The 24626-nt window shown below is 58.5% G+C and carries 29 protein-coding genes; 17 read left to right on the top strand and 12 right to left on the bottom strand.

The annotated features are described in order from the left end of the window. Positions 1-14: 14 nt before the first annotated feature. The 3 genes from B3H64_RS01840 to B3H64_RS01830 form a co-directional block, all read right to left on the bottom strand. On the bottom strand, positions 15-605 hold the full coding sequence (locus B3H64_RS01840) for a FumA C-terminus/TtdB family hydratase beta subunit (protein WP_050617698.1): 591 nt from the start codon (positions 603-605) through the stop codon (positions 15-17). A gap of 24 nt (positions 606-629) precedes the next feature. Beyond that, entirely contained in the window at positions 630-1514 is an 885-nt protein-coding gene (locus B3H64_RS01835) for a fumarate hydratase (RefSeq protein WP_286732464.1), read from the bottom strand. Between the two features lie 98 nt (positions 1515-1612). Continuing rightward, on the bottom strand, positions 1613-2986 hold the full coding sequence (locus tag B3H64_RS01830) for an MmgE/PrpD family protein (RefSeq protein WP_050617700.1): 1374 nt from the start codon (positions 2984-2986) through the stop codon (positions 1613-1615). Between the two features lie 574 nt (positions 2987-3560). Between B3H64_RS01830 and B3H64_RS01825 the strand changes: the two genes are divergently transcribed. From B3H64_RS01825 to B3H64_RS01785, 9 genes are all read left to right on the top strand, one after another. Beyond that, positions 3561-4721 (top strand): MalY/PatB family protein, encoded by a 1161-nt coding sequence (locus B3H64_RS01825; protein WP_286732461.1) that lies wholly within the window; start codon positions 3561-3563, stop codon positions 4719-4721. Between the two features lie 185 nt (positions 4722-4906). Further along, the gene (locus tag B3H64_RS01820; protein WP_050617703.1) at positions 4907-5758 is read left to right on the top strand and encodes a tripartite tricarboxylate transporter substrate binding protein; all 852 of its coding nucleotides are present in this window, start codon (positions 4907-4909) and stop codon (positions 5756-5758) included. A gap of 94 nt (positions 5759-5852) precedes the next feature. Further along, a complete protein-coding gene (locus B3H64_RS01815) occupies positions 5853-6296 on the top strand; it encodes a tripartite tricarboxylate transporter TctB family protein (RefSeq protein ID WP_050617704.1) in 444 nt (147 codons plus the stop codon). A gap of 15 nt (positions 6297-6311) precedes the next feature. Next, positions 6312-7826, top strand: coding sequence for a tripartite tricarboxylate transporter permease (locus B3H64_RS01810; RefSeq protein ID WP_286732455.1), 1515 nt, complete (start codon positions 6312-6314; stop codon positions 7824-7826). A 152-nt stretch (positions 7827-7978) separates the two neighbouring features. Then, a complete protein-coding gene (locus tag B3H64_RS01805; protein WP_050617705.1) occupies positions 7979-9295 on the top strand; it encodes a M20 metallopeptidase family protein in 1317 nt (438 codons plus the stop codon). Positions 9296-9308: 13 nt separating this feature from the next. Next, positions 9309-10556 carry a pyridoxal phosphate-dependent aminotransferase gene (locus tag B3H64_RS01800; RefSeq protein ID WP_050617706.1) on the top strand — a complete coding sequence of 416 codons (1248 nt, stop codon included), beginning with the start codon at positions 9309-9311 and terminating at the stop codon, positions 10554-10556. A gap of 13 nt (positions 10557-10569) precedes the next feature. Continuing rightward, the gene (locus B3H64_RS01795; RefSeq protein WP_286732452.1) at positions 10570-11754 is read left to right on the top strand and encodes a mandelate racemase/muconate lactonizing enzyme family protein; all 1185 of its coding nucleotides are present in this window, start codon (positions 10570-10572) and stop codon (positions 11752-11754) included. A gap of 18 nt (positions 11755-11772) precedes the next feature. Next, positions 11773-12831: a 1-aminocyclopropane-1-carboxylate deaminase/D-cysteine desulfhydrase gene (locus B3H64_RS01790; RefSeq protein WP_286732450.1), complete on the top strand. Its 1059-nt coding sequence runs from the start codon at positions 11773-11775 to the stop codon at positions 12829-12831. A 207-nt stretch (positions 12832-13038) separates the two neighbouring features. Further along, the gene (locus B3H64_RS01785) at positions 13039-13365 is read left to right on the top strand and encodes a CorA family divalent cation transporter (RefSeq protein ID WP_207641548.1); all 327 of its coding nucleotides are present in this window, start codon (positions 13039-13041) and stop codon (positions 13363-13365) included. Positions 13366-13864: 499 nt separating this feature from the next. Here the strand turns inward: B3H64_RS01785 and B3H64_RS01780 are convergent, their stop codons facing one another. After that, the gene (locus tag B3H64_RS01780) at positions 13865-14368 is read right to left on the bottom strand and encodes a GreA/GreB family elongation factor (RefSeq protein ID WP_050617709.1); all 504 of its coding nucleotides are present in this window, start codon (positions 14366-14368) and stop codon (positions 13865-13867) included. Between the two features lie 188 nt (positions 14369-14556). On the opposite strand from B3H64_RS01780, the gene B3H64_RS01775 reads away from it, so the two are divergent. Continuing rightward, positions 14557-15162, top strand: a complete 606-nt coding sequence (locus B3H64_RS01775; RefSeq protein WP_050617710.1) for a glycerol-3-phosphate acyltransferase — start codon at positions 14557-14559, stop codon at positions 15160-15162. A 44-nt stretch (positions 15163-15206) separates the two neighbouring features. On the opposite strand, the gene B3H64_RS01770 is transcribed toward B3H64_RS01775, so the two are convergent. Then, entirely contained in the window at positions 15207-15890 is a 684-nt protein-coding gene (locus tag B3H64_RS01770) for a TIGR00266 family protein (RefSeq protein ID WP_050617711.1), read from the bottom strand. A 146-nt stretch (positions 15891-16036) separates the two neighbouring features. Here B3H64_RS01770 and trmB point away from each other — a divergent pair, with 146 nt between their 5' ends. Next, a complete protein-coding gene (gene trmB, locus B3H64_RS01765) occupies positions 16037-16711 on the top strand; it encodes a tRNA (guanosine(46)-N7)-methyltransferase TrmB (protein ID WP_094762362.1) in 675 nt (224 codons plus the stop codon). A 123-nt stretch (positions 16712-16834) separates the two neighbouring features. Here the strand turns inward: trmB and B3H64_RS01760 are convergent, their stop codons facing one another. Both B3H64_RS01760 and trhA read right to left on the bottom strand, forming a co-directional pair. Beyond that, positions 16835-17722 (bottom strand): DegV family protein, encoded by an 888-nt coding sequence (locus B3H64_RS01760; RefSeq protein ID WP_050617712.1) that lies wholly within the window; start codon positions 17720-17722, stop codon positions 16835-16837. Between the two features lie 20 nt (positions 17723-17742). Further along, positions 17743-18477 (bottom strand): PAQR family membrane homeostasis protein TrhA, encoded by a 735-nt coding sequence (gene trhA, locus B3H64_RS01755; protein WP_195892369.1) that lies wholly within the window; start codon positions 18475-18477, stop codon positions 17743-17745. Positions 18478-18666: 189 nt separating this feature from the next. On the opposite strand from trhA, the gene B3H64_RS01750 reads away from it, so the two are divergent. After that, positions 18667-19218 (top strand): ferritin-like domain-containing protein, encoded by a 552-nt coding sequence (locus tag B3H64_RS01750; RefSeq protein WP_094762363.1) that lies wholly within the window; start codon positions 18667-18669, stop codon positions 19216-19218. Between the two features lie 137 nt (positions 19219-19355). On the opposite strand, the gene rplT is transcribed toward B3H64_RS01750, so the two are convergent. Genes rplT through infC form a run of 3 tightly spaced genes read right to left on the bottom strand, consistent with a single transcriptional unit; the run spans position 19356 to position 20500 of the window. Beyond that, on the bottom strand, positions 19356-19712 hold the full coding sequence (gene rplT, locus B3H64_RS01745) for a 50S ribosomal protein L20 (protein WP_050617715.1): 357 nt from the start codon (positions 19710-19712) through the stop codon (positions 19356-19358). 35 nt (positions 19713-19747) lie between these two features. Next, positions 19748-19957, bottom strand: a complete 210-nt coding sequence (gene rpmI / locus B3H64_RS01740) for a 50S ribosomal protein L35 (protein ID WP_050617716.1) — start codon at positions 19955-19957, stop codon at positions 19748-19750. A gap of 21 nt (positions 19958-19978) precedes the next feature. Then, positions 19979-20500, bottom strand: coding sequence for a translation initiation factor IF-3 (infC, locus tag B3H64_RS01735; protein ID WP_050617717.1), 522 nt, complete (start codon positions 20498-20500; stop codon positions 19979-19981). Positions 20501-20850: 350 nt separating this feature from the next. Here infC and B3H64_RS01730 point away from each other — a divergent pair, with 350 nt between their 5' ends. Together B3H64_RS01730 and B3H64_RS01725 are read left to right on the top strand one after the other, a co-directional pair. Continuing rightward, entirely contained in the window at positions 20851-21075 is a 225-nt protein-coding gene (locus B3H64_RS01730) for a hypothetical protein (protein WP_050617718.1), read from the top strand. Then, complete coding sequence (locus B3H64_RS01725; protein ID WP_050617719.1) at positions 21056-21367, top strand: YbjQ family protein; 312 nt, start codon at positions 21056-21058, stop codon at positions 21365-21367. Before B3H64_RS01730 ends, B3H64_RS01725 begins: the two co-directional genes overlap by 20 nt. 94 nt (positions 21368-21461) lie before the next feature. Here the strand turns inward: B3H64_RS01725 and B3H64_RS01720 are convergent, their stop codons facing one another. Both B3H64_RS01720 and B3H64_RS01715 read right to left on the bottom strand, forming a co-directional pair. Continuing rightward, complete coding sequence (locus B3H64_RS01720; protein ID WP_238074219.1) at positions 21462-21800, bottom strand: hypothetical protein; 339 nt, start codon at positions 21798-21800, stop codon at positions 21462-21464. After that, positions 21801-22100 (bottom strand): DUF2089 family protein, encoded by a 300-nt coding sequence (locus B3H64_RS01715; protein WP_238074218.1) that lies wholly within the window; start codon positions 22098-22100, stop codon positions 21801-21803. 238 nt (positions 22101-22338) lie between these two features. On the opposite strand from B3H64_RS01715, the gene B3H64_RS01710 reads away from it, so the two are divergent. From B3H64_RS01710 to thrH, 3 genes are read left to right on the top strand one after another with little or no spacing between them, the layout of a single operon-like run. Further along, the gene (locus tag B3H64_RS01710; RefSeq protein ID WP_050617722.1) at positions 22339-22827 is read left to right on the top strand and encodes an Lrp/AsnC family transcriptional regulator; all 489 of its coding nucleotides are present in this window, start codon (positions 22339-22341) and stop codon (positions 22825-22827) included. Further along, positions 22824-23996 (top strand): aminotransferase class I/II-fold pyridoxal phosphate-dependent enzyme, encoded by a 1173-nt coding sequence (locus B3H64_RS01705; RefSeq protein ID WP_050617723.1) that lies wholly within the window; start codon positions 22824-22826, stop codon positions 23994-23996. Before B3H64_RS01710 ends, B3H64_RS01705 begins: the two co-directional genes overlap by 4 nt. Before the next feature lie 16 nt (positions 23997-24012). Continuing rightward, positions 24013-24615, top strand: a complete 603-nt coding sequence (thrH, locus tag B3H64_RS01700) for a bifunctional phosphoserine phosphatase/homoserine phosphotransferase ThrH (RefSeq protein WP_050617724.1) — start codon at positions 24013-24015, stop codon at positions 24613-24615. The last annotated feature ends 11 nt before the right edge of the window (positions 24616-24626 follow it).

Here is a 24626-nt window from a genome sequence, read left to right as displayed (position 1 = left end):
GATCTCTCCTTACATTACGCCGGATAAAGGGCGTCAATTTTTTCGAAGGCCGCTTGCTTCAGGCTGGCGTAGATGCTGCCGCCGTGGGTGTCCATGCCTACCACCAGGGGGCCGAACTCCTTGGCCTGGAGGTCCCAGATGGCCTCCGGCATGCCCAGCTCGAACCAAGTCACGTCGTTGATCTTCTCCACGCCCTGGGCCAGCTTGGCAGCGCAGCCGGGCGCCGCCTGCAGGTAGACATATCCATACGCGTTGCAGGCCCGGACGGTGTCCTCGGCCATGCCGCCCTTGCCAATGACGGCCCGGATGCCCATTTTGCCCACCACATCGGCGTAGGGCTCCATGCGGATGGAGGTGGTGGGGCCGATGACGTTCAGACGCCAGGAGCCGTCCTCGTTCTTCAGAGCTACGGGTCCGGCGTGGAACACGGCGGCGCCGGTGAAGTCCTTGGGCAGAGGCCGGCCCTCCTCCAGAAGGCCGCGGATTTTCAGGTGGGCCATGTCACGGGCGGTAAAAATGTGGCCGGTCAGATAGACCACGTCGCCGATGACCAGCTTGCGCATATCCTCCTCCTGCAGAGGGGTGGACAGATGATAGGTAGCCATGATGCAATCTCCTTTCGCTCCCAATTATAACAGCTTTTCCACGTGTCCGTCATCATGAATTCGGATGCCGGCCCGGCGGGCGACCCAGCAGTGGAAGTTGATACAGACCGGGGCGATGGCGGTGTGGGTGTGGGCGCGCTCCATCTTCAGGGCCAGGCAGACGGTGTCGCCGCCGGTGCCGGCGGCGCCCAGACCCAGGGAGTTGATGGCGTCCTTGAGCTCGGTCTCCAGGGTGGCCAGCTCGGGATCGGGATTCACATCGTCCCAGCGGCGGGTGGAGATGGCCTTGCGGCTCAGCTTGGCGGCCACGTCCATCTGACCGCCGATGCCGATGCCGATGCCGTAGGGGGGGCAGGGCTTGCCGCCGGCGTTGATGGCGGTCTCCAGAATGAAGCGCTTCAGGCCGGACAGGTTCTTGCCCAGCTTGGCGGTGGTCATGATCTGCATGGCGTTGCCCAGCTCCGCCCCGCAGCCCTTGAAGCTGATGATGAAATCCACATACTTCTGGCCGGGGACATATTCATACTCGATGTTGGGCACGCCCTTGCCGGTGTTGTTGCCGGAGTTGACGCGGGTCAACGGGTCCACCATGCTCGGGCGCAGATAGCCTTTCTTGGTGGCCTCGGCCACGGCCCCGGCAATGGCATCCTTGACGCAGTGAGGCATATTTTCGTCCCCGTAGGTCAGCCAGGCGGTGGGGTAACCGGGAGACTGGCATACCGCCTTGTCGGCCTGCTTGGCGATGGACAGATTCTCCACCATGGAAGAGAGCATGCTTTTGGCCGTCTCGTTGGTCTCACGGGCCAGCGCGTCTTCCAGCAGGCCCTTGGCGTCCGCCGAGATCTCCGTGACGGCACGGATAACGGCGTCGTGGACGGATGCGCGGATCAGTTCCTCATTGGGATTCATATAAACTACACTCCTTTTCTCCGATGTTCCGATCGGATACGGTCATTCTGTGAGGATAGTGATGGTATACCCACGCGGACCGATCAGCCGGCGGGCCGTCAGACGACGGCGGCACAGGGGAGAGAGAAAAGGTCGTTGATATCGTTCAGTTCCTCCAGAGCGGCGATGCGGCGGGTGAGTTCCTCTGCCTCGACCCTCGGAAGGATGCCTTTGGTCACGGCAAAAAACTTAGTGTGGGCGTCGTCCCAGGTAAAGGGGTTGTTGAAGTCCCCAAAGGGGTATTCCATCTGCTGGATCAGCCGGGTGCCGTCGTCCAGCTCCACTTCCAGCCGGTGCGGCCACTGGTTGTGGTCGGCTTGATACAGACCCTCCAGGGCGGGGTCCACCACCACGGTGACCTTGTCCATCAGGGCGCGGGCGGCGGGGGCGTTGGTCTTGTCGGCGGAGAACACCTCGTCGGTCAGGCTGCCGTAGAGGAAGGCAGCGGCGATGCAGTACTGGACGCTGAATTTGAAACCGTAGGGTGTGGCGGGGGCGGGCGCATCCACGTTGTCCTTGGCCACCTGATAGGTGTAGTCGGTGATCCGGACGATGCGCGCCGGGTCCAGGGCGTATTTCTTTTTCAGCAGCTCTACACAATAATCGGCAGAGTGGGTGTGACGGCAGCAGGCGTAGGGCTTGAAGGAATTGGTCTGGATCTGATAGGGCTGGCTTCCGAGGCCGCGGGTCAGGGCCTCGGGGTGATGGTCGGCGGTCATGGCGCCCAGGAAGCCCCTCTCGCCGCCCAGGATGTCACGCGCGGCCGTAAAGCCCAGGGCGGCCAGCTCCGCCGAACGGATGCCGCACAGGGTGGCGTTGGCGGTATGGAGCGTCTTGCTCATGGCGCCGTCCTGGATGAACTGCCAGAGGCCCGCGGACTGGGTGCCGGCGGAGCCCATAGCGCTCAGGAACTGCTCGGGGGTCAGACCCAACAGCTTGCCGGCGGCCACCGCGGAGGAGAAGCTCCCCACCACTCCCGTGGTATGCCAGTAGTGATAGGCGCCGGGGTTGATCGCCTCGCCGATGCGGGCGCCGGCCTCATAGCCGGCGGCGATGGCGGCCAGGATTTCGCGGCCTGAGCTGTGGTGCTTCTGACCGACGGCGAGGGCGGTGGGGATGGTGACGACGCCCAGGTGGGTGATGGAGGAATTATGGACGTCATCCATGTCGATGACATGGGAATAAGCGGCGTTCAGCGCGGCGGCGTTCTCGCAGGAGAAACGGCTCAGGCGGCCGTCCCAGACGGTAGCCTCCGGGCGCTGGGGCTGCTGGGAAATGTAACGCCTCCAGATTTTGCCCTGGGGCAGGACCGAGCCGGCAAAAGCCACGCCGATCAGGTCCTCCACACACATTTTGGCGCTGTCCACGGCCTGCTCAGGGAGGTCCTGATAGCGCAGGCCGTGAAGGAAATCAGAAAGCTGTTGTGTAAGCATATTGACCTCTTTCTAACATGTTCAGGATATGATGCCGCCGGGAACGGAGGCGGGGAAACGGCGCGTGGCATTCCAATTTGGGCCAAAAAGCAAAGAATGGGGTGCGGCAATGGGAGAGGGCCCTGCTGCTCGTCGCCACCGCGCTGCAGATGGGAAAACCACTTTATTGGTATACCATTAGAATTATAGCATACCGAAAAATGAAATGGAAGATAGAACACGAATTTTGTGGTTTCCTCAAAAAATGCATTGAAAAAATTGGGTAAAATGTAGAAATAAACAGAAACACCTTTACAACCATAGCTTTGAGGTGGTATAGTTGCAACGATGGTATACCAAAAAGCGGGCCAAGAGAAAAATTTGGAAAAAAACAAGGAAGGACATCCTGAATGACAAGCTTGAATATGAAACCACCGTCACCGCCAAAGCCTGTAAACTGCATGGCAGCAAATTTGAGGATAACATTCCCTGGGCATTAAAATACGAGGCTTCGGTAGAAAGTAAATTTAGTATACAAGCTGCCTTGCGGACTATATGCTGAACAGCGGAAATTACAGAGGTGGTAACTGTGGAAATGGTACATGATTTCGATGAATATGTCGAACGCAGAGGAACCGACGCCAAGAAGTACAGCCAGTACGGACCGGATGTAATCCCTATGTGGATTGCGGACACGGATTTCAAGTGTCCCCAGCCTGTCGTTGACGCTGTGGTGGCCCGTATGCAGGAGGGCGTCTACGGCTATACCTTCAACAGCGAGCGGCTGAAGAAGGCCGGTGCCAGATGGCAGAAGGTTCGTTTTGGGTGGGATGTAGATCCGTCCTGGGTTGAGTACTCTCCCGGTGTAATCGGCGGTGTGATTTGTGCTGTCAGGGCACTGAGCCAGCCCGGTGACAACATCGTGATCCAGACTCCCTGCTATCCGCCCTTCAAGGATCTGTCCGATCACAATGGCCGGCATCTGCTGCGCAACGCTCTGGTGAATGTGAACGGCCGGTTTGAGGTCAACTGGGAAGAACTGGAGCGGATGCTCAGCGATGATCGGACCAAGCTATTTATTCTCTGTAACCCCCAGAACCCCACCGGGCGAGTGTTCACCAGAGAAGAACTGACCCGTATGGGCAAGCTGTGCATCAAGCATCATGTGACGGTCATTGCGGATGAGATTCATCAGGATGTCGTCTACAGCGGCCATAAGCATATCCCCTTCGCCAGCATCTGTCCTGAATTCGCGGAGATCACCGTGTCCTTTATGAACCCCAGCAAGACCTTTAACGTGCCCGGCTTCCGGACGGCTGCGTTTATTGCCTCCAACCCTGTTCTGAAGAGCGCCGTTCACGAGATGCTGGTGAACAATAAGGCCATCGGCGAGAACATCTGCGGTACCATTGCTTTCTATACTGCCTATGAGCAGTGCGATTACTACGCGGATCAGCTCGTGGCCTATCTGGAAAAGAACCGGGATCTGGTGGAGCAGACCCTGAAGGATGTTCCCGGAATTGAAGTCACCCACGCCGAAGGCACCTATCTCCTGTGGCTGGATTGCCGCGGTCTGGGATTTGAAAGTCAGAAAGCCTTGGATAAGTGGCTGGTTGAAATTGCCAAGCTAGGCTTTAACAGCGGTATGTCCTTCGGCCCCGAGGGCGAGGGCTATGCGCGTATGAACATCGCCGCTCCTCGTTCCACGGTCGAGGAAGCGCTCCATCGACTTACAAATGCCGTTAAGGCTTTGTAAAAAAATAAAAAGGGAGAAAGACTATGAAGAAAAGAATTCTAGCACTGACTTGCACTGCTGTTCTGGCTATCTCTGTCCTTTCCGGATGCGGCGCCAAGCCCCCTGCAAGCACTCCTGCTCCTGCTCCGAGCGGCGCTCTCGCTGAGAGCACTGCTCCCGTTGAGTTTCCCACCAAGGACATCACTATGGTCGTTCCCTACGACGCCGGCGGCGGCGTTGACCTGACCACCCGCCTGATGACCGATGCCATCGGCAAGAGCTTCAATGGTCACTCCGTAATCGTGCAGAACGTCAGCGGCGGCGGCGGCGCTGTTGGTCAGACCACCGTTAAGAACTCTGCTCCCGATGGCTACACTCTGCTGGCCTACACCAGCTCCGTCGTAAACAACCCCCAGCTGAAGGAAGTGGACTTCGTCTTGGAGGATTTCAAGCCTCTTGCCTGCGTCTGCTTCGATCCCGAAGTGATTCTGGTTCCCGCCAACTCCCCCTACAACACCTTTGAAGAGCTGATCGCCGCCGCCAAGGAGAAGACCATCAACGTTTCTACCTCCGGGGCTATGACCGCCCATCACCTCGATGGTGTTAAGATCCAGATGGCTACCGGCGCCGACTTTGCCTACATCCACTGCGACAGCGCTCCCACCCAGAAGCAGGAGCTGATCGGCGGCCATACCGACGCCGCTATCTTCCCCCTAGGCGAGATCATTGACGCCATTAACGACGGTACCGTCAAGGCTCTGGCCATTGCTCTGTCCGAGCGTTCTGACAAGGTCCCCGATGTACCCACTTATACCGAGTGCGGCGTTCCCCTGGTTGACGGCGCCTTCCGTGGCTTCGCCTGCCCCGCCGGCGTTCCCAACGCTGAGTTCGAAACGCTGAAGAACGTCTTTGAAGAGGTCGCTCAGTCTCAGGCCTTCATCGACTCCATGGAGCAGGCTGGAATCCCCTATCTGTACATGGGTGCTGAAGAGTTCCAGCAGTACGCTCGGGATGCCAGCGCGGCCCTAGCCGACGTTGTCGCTTTCATGAATCAGTGATTGATTGGCAAGGCCCCCAACAGGAAGCTTTTTAGCTTCCGGTTGGGGGCGGCGACGCCCGATTCCGCACGAGTTTATCCCTGGAGGATTGCATATGAAAAAGAAGGATATTCTTCTTGAACTATCCCTGCCTGTAGTAATGGCCGCGCTTGGAATCTTTGTGCTGATAAAGGCCGAGTCCATTAAGCCGAAATCTGCCGCTACATTTCCCCGAATCTGTGCCGTTCTTATGCTGATCGGTGTGGCTGTTACAATTCTTCAAATCCTGGTCACCAAGAAAAAGACGACTCACTTTGAAGGTCTGCGCGTAGAGAAGGCGCTGCTTCTGCTGCTGATGATTCTGTTGTACACCATCCTGCTGCCCAGAATCGGTTACATCATTCCCACGCTGCTGCTGTGCGCCTGCATCATGCTGCTGCTGAACTATCGGAAACTGCCGGTGATCGGCCTGTGCGCCTGCATCGCGGTCGCGGTTATTTTCGTGCTCTTCAAGATCATTCTGAAGGTTCCCCTTCCGATGCTCTTCCTTGATTTTTAACGGGGGGATTTTAGTATGCTGAATAACATTGTTGCGGGTCTGGGCGCCCTGTGCTCTGCCCCCGCTTTGATCGGTATCCTGTTAGGTACCATTATTGGCCTGATGGTCGGCTCTCTGCCCGGTCTGAATGACTCCATCACCATGGCGGTCCTGATGCCCATGACTTTTGGTATGGATACGGAGCTGGCTATGGGCCTGCTGATCGGTATCTACTGTGCCTCCGCCTGCGGCGGCTCTATCCCTGCTATCCTTCTAAAGATCCCCGGAACGGCTTCCGCTTCCGTTACCGCCTTTGATGGCTACCCCATGGCGCAGCAGGGCCGTGCGGGCAAGGCTCTGGGTATTGCCACCATGTCCAGTTGGGTTGGCGGCATGGTGTCGGCCATTGTGCTTCTGACCCTGTGCCCCTTCCTGGCACAGCAGTCCCTGCGCTTCGGCCCTCCCGAATACTTCATGCTGACGGTTCTGGGCTTTGCCTCCGTCGTGGGTATGGCCGGTGAGAACGTTGGCAAGAGCATCATTGCCATTGCCTTTGGCCTGCTGATCGGCTGTATCGGCATGGACCCCCAGACCGGCTCCGCCCGCTTTACCTTTGGCAACATGTACCTGCAGGACGGGATCTCTCTGGTGCCCATGCTGATCGGTCTGTTTGGTATCACCTCCATTATGGAGTTGTTTGAGAGCTTCCACGGCAACGAGATTATCGCCGCCCTAAAGGAACAAAAGAATAAGATAACCAAGGTGGAGTTGCCCAACTGGAAGGAATGCAGGGAACTGCTTCCTACCTGGGCACAGTCCACCGTCATCGGCAACATTATTGGCATCGTCCCCGGCGCCGGCATGATTATGGCCATCTTTATGGCCTATAACCAAGCGGTCACCAGTAATCCCAACAAGAAATTTGGTACCGGTGTGCCTCAGGGTATCGCCGCTCCCGAATGCGCCAACAACTCCGTTGTAGGCTCCTCCATGGTGCCGCTGCTGTCCCTGGGTATTCCCGGCAACTCTTCCTCAGCACTGTTCCTCAGCGCGCTGACCATTCAGGGTCTGCGTACCGGCCCCGCACTGTTCAACAACACTCCTGATGTGGCCTACATGATCGTGCTGGGCTTCCTGCTGTCCAACATTATCATGCTGCCTCTGGCTATTGGCTACACCAGTCTATTCGCCACCGCTGTTCTGCGTATGAAGCGGGAGATCCTCAGCGGTATTGTGATCGTTCTGTGTGTCACCGGCGCCTTTGCTGTTAAGAACAACATCTTCAATATTTATGTGATTATCGCCTTTGGCCTGATTGGCTACTTCTTTAACAAGTTCCACATTCCGCAGTCTCCCCTCATCCTTGCCTCCATTCTCGGCAAGATGATGGAAAGCAACTGGATTCAGAGCATGGTGTTCTCTCACAACAATTTGGCTGTTTTCGTGACCAGACCCTTGAGCTGTGCGCTGCTGGTCATCTCCCTGGCGTTCATCGTTATTCCCATGATCAAATCCGCCAAGGACAAGAAAAAAGGCGTTGCAAAAGCTTAACAGGTCTGCAACAATCAGAATATCATACCGATCACATCGTAAGACATTCGGAGTGTTCAGAATCCATTGAACACTCCGTTTTCTTTTTCTGTCGATGAAAACCCGCCCATTCCGCGGGAGGTTCCGCCCCGGAAACGGGCGAGGGAGGTATTATGGAAGCTGAAAAAATTCGAGAACTGAGTCTGGCCTGCCAGACAGAGGTTCTGGCGCTGCGGAAATATTTTCACTGCGCACCCGAGCTTTCCGCCAGAGAACAGTCCACAATGGCCGCCATCGCGGCTCAATTGCAAAAGAGCGACATCCCTTTTACGGTGATCCCCGATGGAGGTATTTTGGCACATCTGGACTGGGCTGACGCCAACGCACCGGACGCCCCCCATGTTTTGTTACGGGCGGACTGCGACGCGCTGCCCATACAGGAGTCTGAAACCAATGGAACATTTTCGAGGGCCTATCAAAGCGCCGTGCCCGGTGTGTCCCATATGTGCGGCCACGATGCCCACATGGCCATGCTGCTCGGTGCGGCCGGCGTTTTGAAGCAACTGCGCCAGGGTGACGCCACCCTTCGAGGCAGAGTTTATCTGCTGTTTGAGCGCGGCGAAGAGGGCGGCTGCAACTACTATTATATTTTGAAGTACATCCAAAGTAAGAAGATCCGAATCGACAGTTGCGTCGGTCTCCATGTGGCTCCCGACCTGCCTACCGGTTCTATCTGGCTGGAGGAAGGTCCCGGACATGCAGGAAACGTAAACTTTGAAATTGCCCTTACCGGGACGGGCGGCCACGGCTCCCGGCCGGATCTGGCCAATAACCCTCTGGACTGCTTCGTGGCCATTGCAAACGATCTGAATACCTTCCGAATGAAGTGCATTCCTCCGCAGGATATTCTTACTGTAAATATTGGAAGTGTCCACTGCGGCGCAAAGAGAAACATCGTTCCGCAGCGGCTGGAATTCAAGGGCACCTGCCGGTTTTACAATTCGAAATCCGGAAGCCGATTTAAGAAAAAACTGCGCCAGATCATTACAGCCAACGCCGACCTGTACGGCTGTCAGGCGGAGTTTGGGGTTTTCACCGGTCCCAGCATGGCACAGCTCAACCACCGGGAGGCTGCGGCTTTGGCGCGGAGCGCTTTTCGGGAAGTGTTTCCCGAGATCACGCAGATCGCGGAAAAGGAGCCGGAAATGAGCTCGGAGAGTTTCGGCGTGCTCTGCAGCTACTACCCCGGCATGATGGGGCTGCTGGGTACCGGCTGCCCGGAGAAGGGGACGACCCAGGGGCTCCACAATCCACAGTTTGACTTGGATACGGACGCGCTGCCCTACGGCGTGGCCGCCTATGCGGCCTATGCAATGAAATACCTAGAAGAGAATCCGCAATTTTCTTTCCAACCCTTCCCCGGAGACATAGACGAAATGATGGCTTATACCGACCGTCCCGTACCCCCGAGACTGGACCCGGAAATGTGAAAGGAGGAACCTTGTGGATTATGTAACTCTTGCATCCCATGCCATCCGTCAGTATGCGCCGGATCAGATTTTTACCGCGTCCCAGAGGGCCAAAGCGGATGCTGCCGCTCTGGGCGAGGACGCTGTCATCAACGCCACCTTGGGTGAGTGCTTGGATGACGACGGGAAGCTTATGGTACTTCCTACTGTGGAGCGGATGATCCGCCAGATGCCGGTCGAGGACATATGCAGCTATGCCCCCATTGCAGGCATCAAGGGATTTAACGAGGCCGTGCAGATATCTCTGTTCGGTAAGTGTCTGGACCGGTTTTATGTGGAGTCTGTGGCCACCCCCGGTGGATGCGGCGCTTTGCGCCACGCGATCTGGAACTTCCTGAACTTTGGAGACGCCTTGCTGACCACCAACTGGATCTGGGGACCCTACAAAAACATCTGCGAAGAGCATGGCCGCAGAATGGTTACCTTTGATATGTTTAACCGGGAAAACACCTTTAATCTGGAAGGTATGGATCGGGCTATCGGAGAGATTCTGGCCGTGCAGGAGCAGCTTTTGATGATTCTGAACACCCCAGCCAACAATCCCACGGGCTACTCCATGACAAAGCAGGAAATGGAACAGACTGTTGCCATTCTGAAAAAGCATGCCGCAGCCAATCCGGATAAAAACCTGACCTTCTGCCTGGATGTGTCCTACATCGACTTTGCCGGCAGCTTTGAAGAAAGCCGGGAGATCTTTGACGCCATTTTTGACATGCCTGCCAACACCATGACACTGTTGATTTTCAGCATGTCCAAAAGCTACACCATGTGCGGCATGCGCTGCGGCGCACTGGTATGCCTGGGCTCGACTGCGGAATCCGCTGCTGTTTTCAAGCAGGCGATGTCCTATTCCTCCCGTTCCACTTGGTCCAATGCGATTCACATGGCACAAAAGATCCTGGTGGACATCAACCTGAACCCGGAGATTCGTGAGCGGGTCAGTCAGGAGCGGGCCGTGTTCCGAAACACCATTACCAACCGGGGACGGACCTTCTGCGCTGCGGCGAAGGAGGCCAGCCTGGAAATCTGCCCCTATCAGTACGGCTATTTTGTGGCCATTCCCTGCAAAAACCCTGTGGAGACCGCCCGAATCCTGATGGATCAGCATATCTATGTGGTGCCCCAGGCCCAGGGGCTGCGGTTCTCCCCCTGCACGGTTACCACAGAAAAATGCCGGAAAGCTCCCGCTTTTATCAAGGCTGCCATGGAACAGACACAATGAGAAGGAGAGCAAGATGAAAATCACTGATGTAAAAGTTATCCCGGTCAATAAGTTTCTGTTTGTCAAGGTCTTTACCGATGAAGGGATCACGGGTCTGGGCGAGTCTGGCGACTGGGGCTTTCTTCTGTCCTCGGGAGAGGTGATTGAGTCCTTTCGGGAATATCTGATTGGAAAGAACCCCATGGATATCGAGCACCACTGGGAGTATATGTACCGCTGCTTCCATTTCCGGGGTGCTGCAGTAATGGGAGCGCTGAGTGCCATTGATATCGCACTCTACGATATAAAAGGTAAGGCACTGGGAGTCCCTGTCTACCAGTTGCTGGGCGGAAAGTGCCGGGACAAGATCCGGGTCTACTCCCATGTCTCTGGAAAGAGCTTCGGGGAGCTACTGGACAACTGTCTGGCAGAAAAGGAAAAGGGATTTACCGCTGTCGGCCACCTGTCTCCCTTCCTGGACGAGCCCCGCTCCGAGCCGTACTTTGAAACCTATGCCTCTATGATCAGCGGCGGTGCGGAGCGGATCGGAAAGATCCGGGAAGCGCTGGGCAACGATGTGGACCTGTGCATCGAAAACCACCGGCGCATGAACCCCGCACAGGCCATTGCCCTGGCTCAGCAGCTGGAGCCCTTCCTGCCCATGTTCTATGAGGATCCGCTTATCCCTGACAACTTTGACGCGATGGCGCTGGTAGCCTCCAAGATCCGGATCCCTCTGGCCACCGGCGAGCGAATCCATACGCCTCAGGAATATGAGATGCTGGTGCGGCGCTGCGGTGTGGACTATCTGCGGGTCAGCATCGGACTCTGCGGTGGCTTTACCGGTGCAAAGAAAATTTCTGCCATTGCAGAGGCTAACCAGCTGGGGATCATTCCCCATAACCCGCTGAGCCCTGTGGCCACTGCCGCCTGCATTCAGATGGACGCCGCGACCCCCTGTTTCACCATTCAGGAGTACCCGGACCCCAACGATCAGGCGGCACACGCCCGGTTTGTCTATGATAAGACCAACGCATCCGTATTCCGCGCCTGCGATATCGTGAAGGAAATGCCGGTATGCGAGCAGGGCTTCCTGCTGGTCCCGGATAAGCCCGGTTTGGGTATTGAGTTGATCGACGACGCTGAGGCCCGGTTCCCCTTCGAACGCAGAAAGGTGGTCACCCGGCTGTCCAGCGATGGAGCCGTTATGGATACCTGAGGTTGGGGAGGTATTCGTTTGGATAATACAAAGGTGCATGAGCTTTTCTCTAAATTTCCTAAGGTTTCCCTGGGATTTTACCCCACACCGCTGCACAAGCTGGAGACGCTTTCCCAGGAGACCGGCGTAAACCTGTACATCAAGCGGGAGGATTTCAGCGGCGTCAGCCTGTTTGGCGGCAACAAGATCCGGAAGCTGGAGTATATTCTGGGCGCTGCGAAAGCGGCCGGGGCAGAATACGCATTCACCTACGGCGCAACTCAATCCAATCACGCCATGGAGACCGCCGGCGCCTGCTGCCGCTGCGGCGTGAAGCCGGTGCTCTTCCTTTACGCGCTGATCGATCCCAGTGAAGAGGACCTGCGGGGCAACATGCTGCTGGACCGGCTTTACGGCGCCGAGATCCATATTACCAGCCGCCGGGAGGGCGAGTCCGTAGAGGAACTGAAAAAACGAAACGCTGCCACAGGAGAAGCCTATCGGCAGCAGCTCATCCAACAGGGGCATATCTGCTGGGATATTCCTGTGGGCGGTGCGACGGAGCTTGGCTCAGTGGGCTTTGTGGAAGGATTCATAGAACTGGAGAGCCAGATGACAGCCCTGGGGCTGCACGCCGATTACCTGTTCCACGCCACCGGTTCCGGCGGCACGCTGGCCGGACTTCAGGCTGCCCGCGCGCTTTTGGGTTCTGATACGGAGATCATCTCCATAAACGTCAATAAAAAGGGTCCCGATTATCCGGATGACATTGTTCGCCTGGCCAATGGCACCTTATCTCTGCTCGGTGCGCCGGATGGGCTTCGGGTACAGCGGGAGGACCTGCACATCGACCCTGGCTACTATCTGCCGGGATATGAGCAGCCCAACGAAGCATCCAACGAGGCGATCCGTATCCTGGCCAGAAAAGAGGGGCTGGTGGTGGACCCTGTTTACACCGGAAAGGGACTTGCCGGAATGCTGGACTATCTGCACACCGGAAAAATTCCAAAGGGCAGCACGGCAGTATTCCTCCACACCGGAGGCGCTGCGGCTTTGTTCGCGGAAAAGGAGCTTCTGGGGGATCTGCTGAAGGCATAAAAGTTCGCACATAATCTGAAACGAAGCAACGACCGCTGCGGTGCCCGGGTTCGGGGGTCTGAATCAAAGGGAGGAGCATTATGTATCAATACCGGATTGGCCGGACTCTGACGTCGCTGGAGGGCCGGTCCTGGTGTTCGATCCCGGAATGACGGCACTGCGCAGGAATTGACCGAGTGGGTCCAGTATGATATCCAATTGGACGATATGGTCTGCGCGCTGCTGGAGGATGAGAACGGGTATTTTTGCGAAAATGAGCTACGAATGTTTCGGATGGTGGAAAAGCAGAGCGGCCGTCTGAGGGATGAGGCCGCCCGGACGCTGCGGGAATACGTTCTGCAGGTACGGGAGCTGTTCCAGGCTGAGATCGACATCCGACAGAACCGAATTATGAAGACCCTCGCCATCGTTACCACCATTTTTCTGCCATTGTCCCTGGTGGCGGGGTGGAACGGTATGAACTTTGTGGATATGCTGAAACTGAGATGGCGGTACGGCTATCCGGCTGTAACGAGACACACAAAACGTAATTAAAGAACCTTGAAAGACGTAATTTTACCCGCGATTAAAGGCTTTTCGATAGTTTGTGTGGGCAAGAAAACTGCTGAAAGGCTAACAATATCAAGGCTTTCCTGTTCTTATTTGCTGTTCTGAAACGGATTTCCTGGATGACGCTTGTAGCATTGGGACGCAAGGCCATAAAGGCACCGGCTGTGCCCCATCTCCGCCGCCCTTGACAGCCTTGTACCCCAATGCATTGAGGTAATCAAGAGGTGTTATGCACCTCTCTGAATCAGAGATTCAATTTCTCAATATGCTACCCATACAAACTACCGAAGCCTCATTTATCCATGACATTTTGCGTGTCTTTTTCGTTATTTTGAGGATGGAATATGTAAGCCACTCAGGGCGAAAATAGCAAAAAGAGCCCGCCAGATGCTGGGACTGTGACCAGCGCCGGACGACGGCACGCAAAAAGGGATGCCGCTTGATCAAGCGGCATCCCTTTTTTGTTTTGGCGTGGGACGGATGGTCAGAAGCTGCTGAGGGGCACGGACCCGTCGTCCTGCCCCTTTTGGATGGCCCGGACCACTGCGTCGTAACCGTAGCGGTCATTGACCTGAATGTGGAAGCGCTCGCCCACCCGCCTGCCCAGCAGGGCCTTGCCCAGAGGGGACTCCTTGCTGATCAGGCCGTGGAGTGCGTCCTGCCGCATGGTGGTGACGACCTGATAGGTCTCCTCGTCGCCCTCGTCCTCCAGATAGACCGTCACCCGGTCGTAGAGCCCCACCGTGTCGGCATCCGCCCGGTCGGAGATGACCACCGCGGTGCGGATCATGTTCTCCAGAAAGCGGATCCGGCTTTCGTTGCGGTTCTTCTCCTGCTTGGCGGCCTTGTACTCAAAGTTCTCGCTCAGATCGCCGAAGCCGCGGGCCTCCTTGACGGCCTCCAGCAGCTTGGGCCGGAGCTGGATGCGGCGGTAGTCCAGCTCCTCCCGCATGAGGCGGATATCCTTTTGCGTCAGTTCATTGTGCATGGCAGATGACCTCTTTTTGATTTGGGTTTCGGCAGTGGCCGCACGAATAAACCGCTTGGCGGTTTATTCCGTAGACATTACTATAGCATTTTGCAGGGGGAGAGGCAACGGATTTTACAAAAAGAGGTGGATTTTCCGGGGAGATGGGATATACTACCCTCAGAATGGGAGAAGGGAGCTTCTGGAAGATGGAACGTCTGATCTGCCTGGCCGCAGGGTATGTCTGCGGCTGTCTGCTCACCGCCGAGGTGGTGGCCCGATGGAAGACCGGTCGGGGCGCCCGGACGCTGGGGAGCGGGAATCCAGGCATGGCTAACATTGCCGGTGCGCTGGGAAAGGGGGCGGGGGCCCTGGTGCTGGCGGGCGACCTACTCAAGACCGCCCTGGCCTGCGCCCTGTGCCGTCTGCTGCTGGCTCCTGATCTGGGCCGCCTGGCCGTCCTATACGCCGGACTGGGCGCGGCCCTGGGCCATAATTTCCCCTTCTGGAGCGGCTTCCACGGCGGCAAAGGGGTGACAGTGACCTGCGCCGCCCTGGTACTGGCCTTCCCGCTGTGGGGGACCGTGAGCTGCATTCTGGGGCTGGCAGTGGTGCTCAGTACCGGGTATCTGCCTGTGGGGGCCCTGGTCATCCCGGCGGCGGCGGTGCTGCCTGCCTTCTGGCTGGGCGGTGCCGAGGCCGGAATGCTGGTGCTGACGCTGACGCTGATGATGCTCTCCCGGCACATCCACGGCCTGACCCGGGTGGCCCGGGGACAGGAGCCCCGGAAGTTCCGCCGCACGGAAGCGGAATGAGAAGAGCGCCCCGCCGGCTCCGGCGGGGCGCATTGCGTGCAGGCTCAGTTGCTGCCGGTGGGGAAGAAGGGGGCCAGCGCCGCGGCAAAGCCACTGACCGGCATGGTCTGGAGCACGATCCGGCCCGGCCCGGTGACGATGGTATGGAACAGCCCCTCTCCGCCGAACAGGACGTTTTTCACGCCCCTGACGGCCTGGATATCAATGGAGCAGGTGGCGTCGCACATGGCCAGATTGCCGGTATCCACCACCATCTGCTCGCCGGGAGCCAGGTTGTATTCCACGGCGTAGCCGTCCACCTCCAGGAAGGCCGTGCCCCGACCCGAGAGCTTTTGCAGGATGAAGCCCTCGCCGCCGAAGAAGCCCGCGCCCGCCTTCTTTTGAAAAAAGACGGACAGCTCTACCCCGGCCTCGGAGGCCAGGAAGCCGGACTTCTGGACCACGATGGGGCGGGCGGGGTCGATCTCCACCGCCCGGATGGAGCCGGGAAAGCTGGAGGCGAAGGCAATCCGGCAGGGGCCGCCCTGGGCAGTGTAGGTGTTCTGGAACATGGACTCGCCGGAGAACATCCGGCCAAAGGCCCTGCCGAGGCCGCCGCCGGCGTTGGTCCTCATCTCCAGGTTGGGGCTCATCCAGCACATGGAGCCCTTCTCTGTGATCATGGTCTCGCCGGGGGCCAGCTCGCAGACCACCACGGGCATGGGCTCACCGATGATTTCGTATTTCATGGTAAATCCTCCTGACTTCGAAGTATCGGGACCACTCTATCGTAGTACGGCCGGGGGAAAAGCACAAGAAAAAGATTCGACTTCTGAGAAAAAATGTGGTACACTGACTGCCGGATATACGACGAGCAGAGAGAGGAGACCACGCGATGCGTATGCGGAAAAAGCCCAATCTGATTCCCCGGATGGAGCGCTGTGCGGACTATCTGGTGACCGATCCCCAGCAGTGGCGGGGCCGCTGGCGGGAGAAGGGGACGCCCGGCTGTGAACTGCGCCTGGAGCTGGGCTGCGGCAAGGGCCGCTTCACCTGCGAGACGGCGGCGGCGGAGCCGGATGTCCTTTTCGTGGCGGTGGAGCGGGTGCCGGACGCCATGGTCATCGCCATGGAGCGGGCCAAGGCCGCCGGATTGAACAATGTCTTTTTCATCGACGCCGACGTGGCCCGGCTGACGGAGTTTTTTGCCCCCGGCGAGGTGGAGCGCATCTACCTCAATTTCTGCGACCCCTGGCCCACCAACCGCCATGCCAAGCGGCGGCTGACCCACGAAAATTTCCTGCGGCTCTACCGCCAGGTGCTCTCCGACGGGGGGCAGATCCACTTCAAGACGGACAACAGCGGGCTGTTCGAATGGTCGCTGTTCCAGTTCCCACGGGCGGGCTATGCCCTGGGCGAGGTCACCCGGGACCTGCACGAAAACGGTATCTGTGGGGTGATGACCGACTATGAGGAGAAGTTCCACAACTTGGGAACCCCCATCAACCGCTGCGTGGGTACAAAGGGAGAGCTGCCCCCGGAAGAGTCCGCCGCAGAGCCGGAGGAGTGAGCGCGGACTGCCGCCGCTTGTGCCGGAAGGAGAAGTCCTATCCTGCCCTGCGGCCCGGCGGCCCGCAGGTACTTATGAAACAAGCCCCCGGGAGCACATAATTGCTCCCGGGGGCTTGCCGCGTCAATCCGTCCGCTTATCACCCCAGAAGAAGAGAGCCACGGTGCCTGGGCCGGTATGGGCGCCGATCACCGTGCCTACGCTGTTGATGACCACCCGCCCGTCCAGACTGGGGAAGCGGGCCTCCACCAGGTCGGCTACCGCCCGAGCGTCCTCCGGACAGGCCGAGTGGCACAGGAAGCACTTGCCGCAGTAGGCTGCGCCGCCTTGGGCGTGCTCAGCCATCTTCTGGACCATGCGCTGGATGACCCGGCTCTTGCTGCGGACCTTTTCCCGGGGGAGCAGGCGGCCCAGATGGTCCATGTTCAGCAGAGGGCAGATGCCCAGCAGAGTCCCCACCGCCGCCGCTGTGGGAGAGATGCGGCCGCCCCGCTTATAGCTGGTCAGGTCGGTGGAGAAGAACCAGTGATGTACCTCCAGCTTGTGGGCCTCCAGCCAGTCGGCCAGCTGATCCAGGCCGGCCCCGGCCTTCCGGCGCTCCCAGGCGGCGTCCAGCAGCAGCCCGTAGCCCGAGGAGGCCCCCAGGCTGTCCACCACGCGGATGCGCCGCTCCGGGAAGCGGGCCTCCAGTTCATCCCGGGCAATGCAGGCGGACTGCCAGGCCCCGGACAGCCCACTGGATAGCGACAGATGCAGGATGTCCTGCCCGGCCTCCAGAAAAGGTGTGAAAAAGGCCTTGAACTCCTCCACATTCACCTGGGAGGTGGTGGGGGTGGCCCCTGCGGCGATGCGGGCGTAAAAGGTGGGAAAGGGAAGGCTCTGCCCCAGGTCGTCGGGGTACTCCTTCCCGTCCATCTGCACATGGAAGGGGACGTAGGGAATGCATTTCTCCTGAAAGTAGTCCGCGCTCAGGTCTGCAGTGGAGCAGCAGGTCAGTTGATAGGAATCCATAAGACAATCCTCCTGATGTGTTAAAGGTAAACGATCACACGGTACATGAGGAAGAAGTGGGCGATGCTGCCCAGCAGGATAAAGACGTGGAAGATCTCGTGACAGCCGAAGCGGGGGTTGTTCCGTCCGGGCCACTTGACGGCGTAGAGCACGCCGCCGACGGTGTAGAGGCCGCCGCCCAGAAACAGCCAGAAAAAGCCGGCGGAGGGCAGATACTTCAGCAGGGCGGGCAGCATGAACACCGCCATCCAGCCCATGAAGATGTAAATGCCGGAGGTGACCCACCGGGGGGCGTTGATCCACAGCAGCGCCATGACGGTGCCGGCTGCGGCCAGCGCCCAGACAATGGCGGTCATGGTCCGGCCCCAGGCGGGGGGCAGGGCGATGAGGCAGATGGGGGTATAGCTGCCCGCAATGAGAAAGTAGATGGAGATGTGGTCGTACTTCCGCAGGGCAATACGGCCTTTCACGTCGGTATTCAGGCAGTGGTAAAGGGTGCTGGCGGTGTAGAGGCCGATCATACTGGCGGCATAGACGGCAAAGGGGACCAGCCGCCAGGCCGCACCGGTCTGCACTGTCCGCAGCAGCAGGAGGACAGCTCCCAGAATGCCCAGGCCCACGCCGGCGCCGTGGGTGACGGCCGACCAGGGGCGCAGCCCGTCATAGGGGTCCCTTCCCTTCTCCTCGCGCAGCCGCCGGGCCTTGGGGCGGGGGAGGTCAAAGCGGCAGCGCTGATATTCCATGCGTTCGTCCATAAGAATCACCTGCATCCAAGCTTGATGGACTTAGTATACCACCATCTCTTGCCAAATATCAATATAAAAAACAATGAAATATAATTTTTAATATTAGATTTAAGACGGCGCAGAGGGAAGAACACGTATGGGACGTGCCGGAGAATTCATAGGAATGGAGGGAGGAGACCAAATAAAAGGAGGATGGTCATGGAGGGATATGGATACAGCGCGGACGAGTACTGTGTGCCGGAGCCCTATCCGCCAGTACAGGCGGTAGGCAAGAACCGGCGGTATGCCGAAGCTATGCTGGATAATGTGGGGGGTAGCAACTCAGAGATGTCGGCAGTGGCTGTGTATGTATACGACCACTTGGTGACGGCGGAGCTGCCCGAGGTGGCGGATGCCTTTCGCGGAATTGGCGCGGTGGAGATGCGCCATCTGGAGATTTTCGGTACGCTGGCCCGTCAGATGGGGGAGGACCCCCGGCTATGGGGCAGCGGACAGGGGGGACGCAAGAGCTGGTGGTCGCCGGGGTACAGCCAGTATGTCCAGCGGCTGGGTCCATTGATCCGCGGGGCGGTGAAGGTGGAGAAGGCGGCCATCCGAAAGTACAAGGCCCAGCTCCGCTGGATCGCCGACCCCAACATCCAGGAGAATCTGCGGCGCATCATCGCGGATGAAGAGCACCACCTGAAGATCCTGGCCCGGCTTTACGACACCCATGTGGGGCGGATGGAGCCGTATCCCGGGAGCGTCTGAAAACAGTTTCATCCACCGGGGCAATTTGCTATAATGTTCCATGAAAAACAAATATGCGGCAGCATGCGGGGATCACGCCCTTTTTCCATTCAAAAAGCGCCCCGCTCACAGAGCGGGGCGCTTTTGATCGAAGGGATTTATGCCAGCTTGGCCTTGGCCATCTCGGTCAGGGCGGTGAAAGCGGCCTTGTCGTTGACGGCCAGCTCAGCCAGCATTTTACGGTTGATCTCCACACCGGCCTTCTTCAGTCCGTTCATAAAGGTAGAGTAGTTCATGCCGTTCATCTTGCAGGCGGCGGAGATACGGGTGATCCACAGGGAACGGAAGTCACGCTTCTTCAGGCGGCGGCCGGTGTAGGCGTACTTCAGGGACTTCATGACCTGCTCGTTGGCCATCTTGAAGTGCTTGCTCTTGGCGCCCCAATAGCCCTTCGCCAGCTTCAGGATCTTATTTCTTCTCTTGCGCGTCATCATCGCGCCTTTGACTCTAGCCATTGTCGATTAGCCTCCTATGTTATGGTAAATGATTCTTATTTATAGGGGATCATGCGCTTGATGGCGGACTCGTTGGTCTTATCCGCGTAAGCGCCGGCGCGGAGACCGCGCTTGCGCTTGGTATCCTTGCCGTGACCGTTGAGGAGGTGGGACTTGAAGGCGTGGGCGCGCTTCACCTTGCCGCTCTTGGTCAGGTTGAATCTCTTTTTCGCCCCGCTGTGGGTTTTGAGCTTGATCTTAGCCATATCGGTTTGACTCCCTTTCAGTTACTTTTTGACGTCCTTGGAGACCTTCGGAGACAGGAACATGTTCATGTGGCGGCCTTCCTGCTTGGGCTCCTTGTCCATGGTGGCCATCTCGGCGCAGTCCTCCGCAAACTTGAGCAGGAGCTTTCTGCCGATGTCGGTGTGGGCCATCTCGCGGCCGCGGAAACGGACGGTGACCTTGACCCGGTCGCCCTCGGACAGGAATTTTTGAGCGTTCCGGAGCTTGACGTTGAAATCGTTCACGTCGATGCCCGGGGACATGCGCACCTCTTTGATCTCTACGACGCGCTGATTTTTTCTGGCTTCCTTCTCCCGCTTCTGCTGCTCGAACTTGTACTTGCCGTAGTCCATCAGCTTGCAGACCGGGGGATTGGCCGTGGGCGAGATTTTCACCAGGTCCAGGTCCGCTTCAGCGGCCCGTTCCAGGGCCTCGCGGGTGGACAGGATGCCCAACTGCTCGCCGGTGGCGGAAATCAGACGGACCTCGCGGTCCCGAATCTCGTCGTTGATCTGATGACTCATGTTGCTGATACGAAAGCACCTCCCATTCGTGGTTCGCGATATAAAATGAAAAACGCGGACACCCGGAAGGGTACCCGCTGCAAAAACACGCCAAAACCACGCCGTTAGCCGGCGGATCTCAGTATGCCCATGTTGACCCCTTCGCCATACGCTGGGGGTGAGGACGGTGGTACCCGTTCCTTCTTTATTTTACTGAGATAGTATATCAGCCTTGAGCACGGTTGTCAAGGGAAAATCCCCCGCTTTTTCAGGCGGTTTTCCCCCAATTTGGCTTGACAAGGGGCGCGGAACCGGGTATAATTCATTTAGACAAAAATCTAAATAATGAGGCATGGAATGGAGGCCGTACCATGAAGAAGGGAAAGCTGGCGGCGCCCATCGTGATCTCCGTGCTGGTGGGTCTTTGGCTGCTGGGCTATGCGGTGCTGATTTTCCTGGTGCCTGCCATCCCGCTGTGGATCAAGCTGTTGGGCGCCGTAATCCCCCTGGCGCTGCTGGGAGTCACCATATACGTGCTGTGTGAGCGCATCAAAGAAATAAGGAGCGGTGAAGAGGATGATCTTGACAACTACTGAACAGATCTCCGGCCGGGAGCTGGAGACCCTGGGCCTGGTCCGGGGAAGCACCATCCAGTCCAAAAACATCGGCAAGGACATCACGCAGGGCTTCAAGACCCTGGTGGGCGGAGAGCTGAAGGCCTATACCGAGATGATGAACGAGGCCCGGGCCCTGGCCACCAAGCGGATGGTGGAGGAGGCGGAGGCCATGGGGGCCGACGCGGTGGTCTGTATGCGCTACGCCTCCGCCGCCGTGATGCAGGGGGCGGCCGAGGTCATCGCCTACGGCACCGCCGTCAAATTCCGGTAAAACCGGGGAAGAGAGTGTCGCAAACGTGGCTCGCCACTTTTGCGACAGGCTCAGCGGACCGCCTCAGGCGGTCCGCTTTTTTGCATATGCATCCTCAGAGATCCTGAATATTCATCCGGTCCACGCCCCTCTGTTCCACGTATTTGCGCCGGGTGCTGCGGTAAACGGCGCAGAAGACCAGAGTGGGGAGATTGAGGACGGCCAGCGCCAGCAGGGGGACCAGAATGACCGGCAGCGCTGTGAGGTCGGCCGTGTTGAACAGCAGCACGGCGGAGACGCACAGGGAGCTGAGGAACGAGAGGATGGGCAACGCCCGACCGGGCCAGGGGCTCTCCAGCTTGGCCAGGAAATACTCCAGAACGGCCAGCAGGCCGGTGGGGAGAATGAGGCAGAGCAGAAGCATGACCGGGATTAGAACCGTGGCAAATCGCATTTATGGGTCCTCCTTTTGTCGTTTGTATTCCTGGATCAGGAGCTTGGCGGCCTCGAAATCCACCTTGTCGTTGACGGCCAGCCGCTTGATGAGAGCCACATAGGGATCGGCGGCCTGATCCTCCCCCAGTTTGATCTTCTGGATCAGCCGGTCCAGCCGCAGGCGGACGGTGGGATAGCTCACCCTGTACCGGCCTGCCACCTCCTTGAGGGACCCGGAGCACAGCAGGAAATTCCGGATGAAGGACACGTCTTCCTCGTCCAGCTCGGCCATCCACTCCGGTATGACGGAGATTGACATTTTATACCTCCTTGTTTGATTTTGATTTTAATAAAATTAATATAGCATTAAATAAAATAAAAGTCAAGGGGCGGTTTTGACGGGCGATTCCCCACAGCTTGCAAATGGAAGGCTGGATCTTCATTTGACCACTTGCCGATTGGCCCCAAAGCGTGTATAATATCTGACTAACCACATTTTGCGGGAAAGGGCCCCCGTCCCTGGGACGGAAGGCGTCCCGAGACGGGAGGAAAGCTGTATGACCGACAACAACAAATTGCTCAAGCTCTTGGAGGAGGACTGCACCTACACCCAGGAGCAGTTGGCATCCATGGCCGATATGCCTCTGGAGGACGTAAAGGCGGCAATCAAGCGGTACGAAGAGGAAAAGATCGTCCTGGGCTACAAGGCCATTGTAGACTGGGACCGCACCCAGGAGGAGTCGGTCACGGCCCTCATCGAGGTGAAGGTGACCCCCCAGCGCAACGAGGGCTTCGACCGGGTGGCCGAGCGCATCTACCAGTATGACGAGGTGGAGAGCGTCTATCTGATGTCCGGCGCGTTTGACCTGACGGTCATCATCTCCGGCCGCACCCTGAAGGAGGTGGCCCAGTTTGTGGGCCAGCGTCTGGCCCCCCTGGAGGGCGTCACCGCCACCGCCACCCACTTTATCCTGAAGAAATATAAGGAAAAGCATCTCATCTTTGAGAAGCGGCAGGAGCAGGAGAGGGAGTGGATCTTCGTATGAATTACGACGGGATCATGTCCAGCCGAATCCAGCAGGTCCAGCCCTCCGGCATCCGGAAATTTTTCGACATCTTGGAGGAGATGAAGGACGCCATCTCCCTGGGGGTGGGCGAGCCCGATTTCGTCACCCCCTGGCACATCCGGGACGCGGGCATCTACTCCCTGGAAAAAGGGTTCACCAAGTACACCTCCAACGCCGGCATGGCCGAGCTGCGCCGGGAGATCGCCGCCTATCAGGAGCGGCGCTTCCGCCTGCACTATGACTTTGCCAGCCAGATCATTGTCACCGTGGGCGGCAGCGAGGCCATTGATCTGGCTCTGCGCTGCCTCATCAACCCCGGGGACGAGGTCATCATCCCCGTGCCCTCCTTCGTGTGCTACGGCCCGCTGACCAGCATGGCGGGCGGCACCCCGGTCTTTGTGGAGACCAAGGCGGAGGATGAGTTCCGGCTGACCCCCGACCAGCTCCGGTCCGCCATTACGCCCCGGACCAAGGCCCTGGTGCTGCCCTTCCCCTGCAACCCCACCGGCGGCATCATGGACCGGGAGGACCTGGAGGCCATTGCCCAGGTCCTGCGGGGCACCGACATCATGGTCGTCTCCGACGAGATCTACGCCGAGCTGACCTATGGCCAGCACCATGTCTCCCTGGCCAATCTCCCCGATATGTACGAGCGTACCCTTGTGGTCAACGGCTTTTCCAAGAGCCACGCCATGACCGGCTGGCGCATGGGCTACGTCTGCGGCCCCGCCCCCATCGTCAAGCAGATGCTCAAGCTCCACCAGTTTGGCATCATGTCGGCTCCCACCACCAGCCAGTACGCCGCCATTGAGGCCATGCGCAACGGCGACCACGACATTGAGAAGATGCGCGACGAGTACGACGGCCGCCGCCGGTACTTAGTGGAGGGCCTGCGCCGCATCGGCCTGCCCTGCTTTGAGCCCAGGGGAGCCTTTTACGTCTTCCCGGACATCCGCCCCACCGGCCTGAGCTCGGAGGAGTTCTGCGAGCGGTTCCTGATGGAAGAGAAGGTGGCGGTCATCGCCGGAAACGCCTTCGGACCCAGCGGCGAGGGCTTTGTGCGCTGCTGCTACGCCACCTCCATGAAGGATCTGTCCGAGGCGCTGACCCGGATGGAGCATTTCCTGGCCAACCTGAAAAAGAAGTAGGAGAGGAGCAACCACCATGAATCTCGTATGTCTGGATATGGAAGGCGTGCTGGTGCCGGAGATCTGGATCGCCTTTGCCGAGGCCAGCGGCATCCCGGAGCTGAAGCGCACCACCCGGGACGAGCCGGACTACAACAAGCTGATGCAGTACCGGCTGGCCATCCTGAAGGAGCACGGCCTGGGCCTGAAAGAGATTCAGGCCACCATCGCCAAAATCGACCCCCTGCCCGGGGCCAAGGCGTTCCTGGACGAGCTTCGCACCCTCACCCAGGTCATCATCCTCAGCGACACCTTCGAGCAGTTTGCCAAGCCCCTGATGGAAAAGCTGGGCTGGCCCACCCTCTTCTGCAACACCCTGGAGGTGGCCCCCGGCGGGGAGATCACCGGCTTTCGGATGCGCTGCGCGCAGTCCAAGCTGACCACGGTGAAGGCGCTGCAGTCCATCGGCTACGAGACCATCGCCAGCGGGGACAGCTACAACGACCTGGGTATGATCCAGGCCAGCAAGGCGGGCTTCCTGTTCAAGAGCACGGACAAGATCAGGGCCGACCACCCGGAGCTGCCCGCCTATGAGGAATTCAGCGACCTGCTGGCCGCCATCAAGGCCGTTCTGGACTGAGAAGAGACGCG

Origin of the sequence: Intestinimonas sp. UBA1698 (assembly GCF_002320075.1) — a bacterium.
Taxonomy (GTDB): domain Bacteria; phylum Bacillota; class Clostridia; order Oscillospirales; family Oscillospiraceae; genus Intestinimonas; species Intestinimonas massiliensis.
Note: the sequence above shows the minus strand (reverse complement) of the source record. Positions and strands in the feature narration are given on the sequence as shown.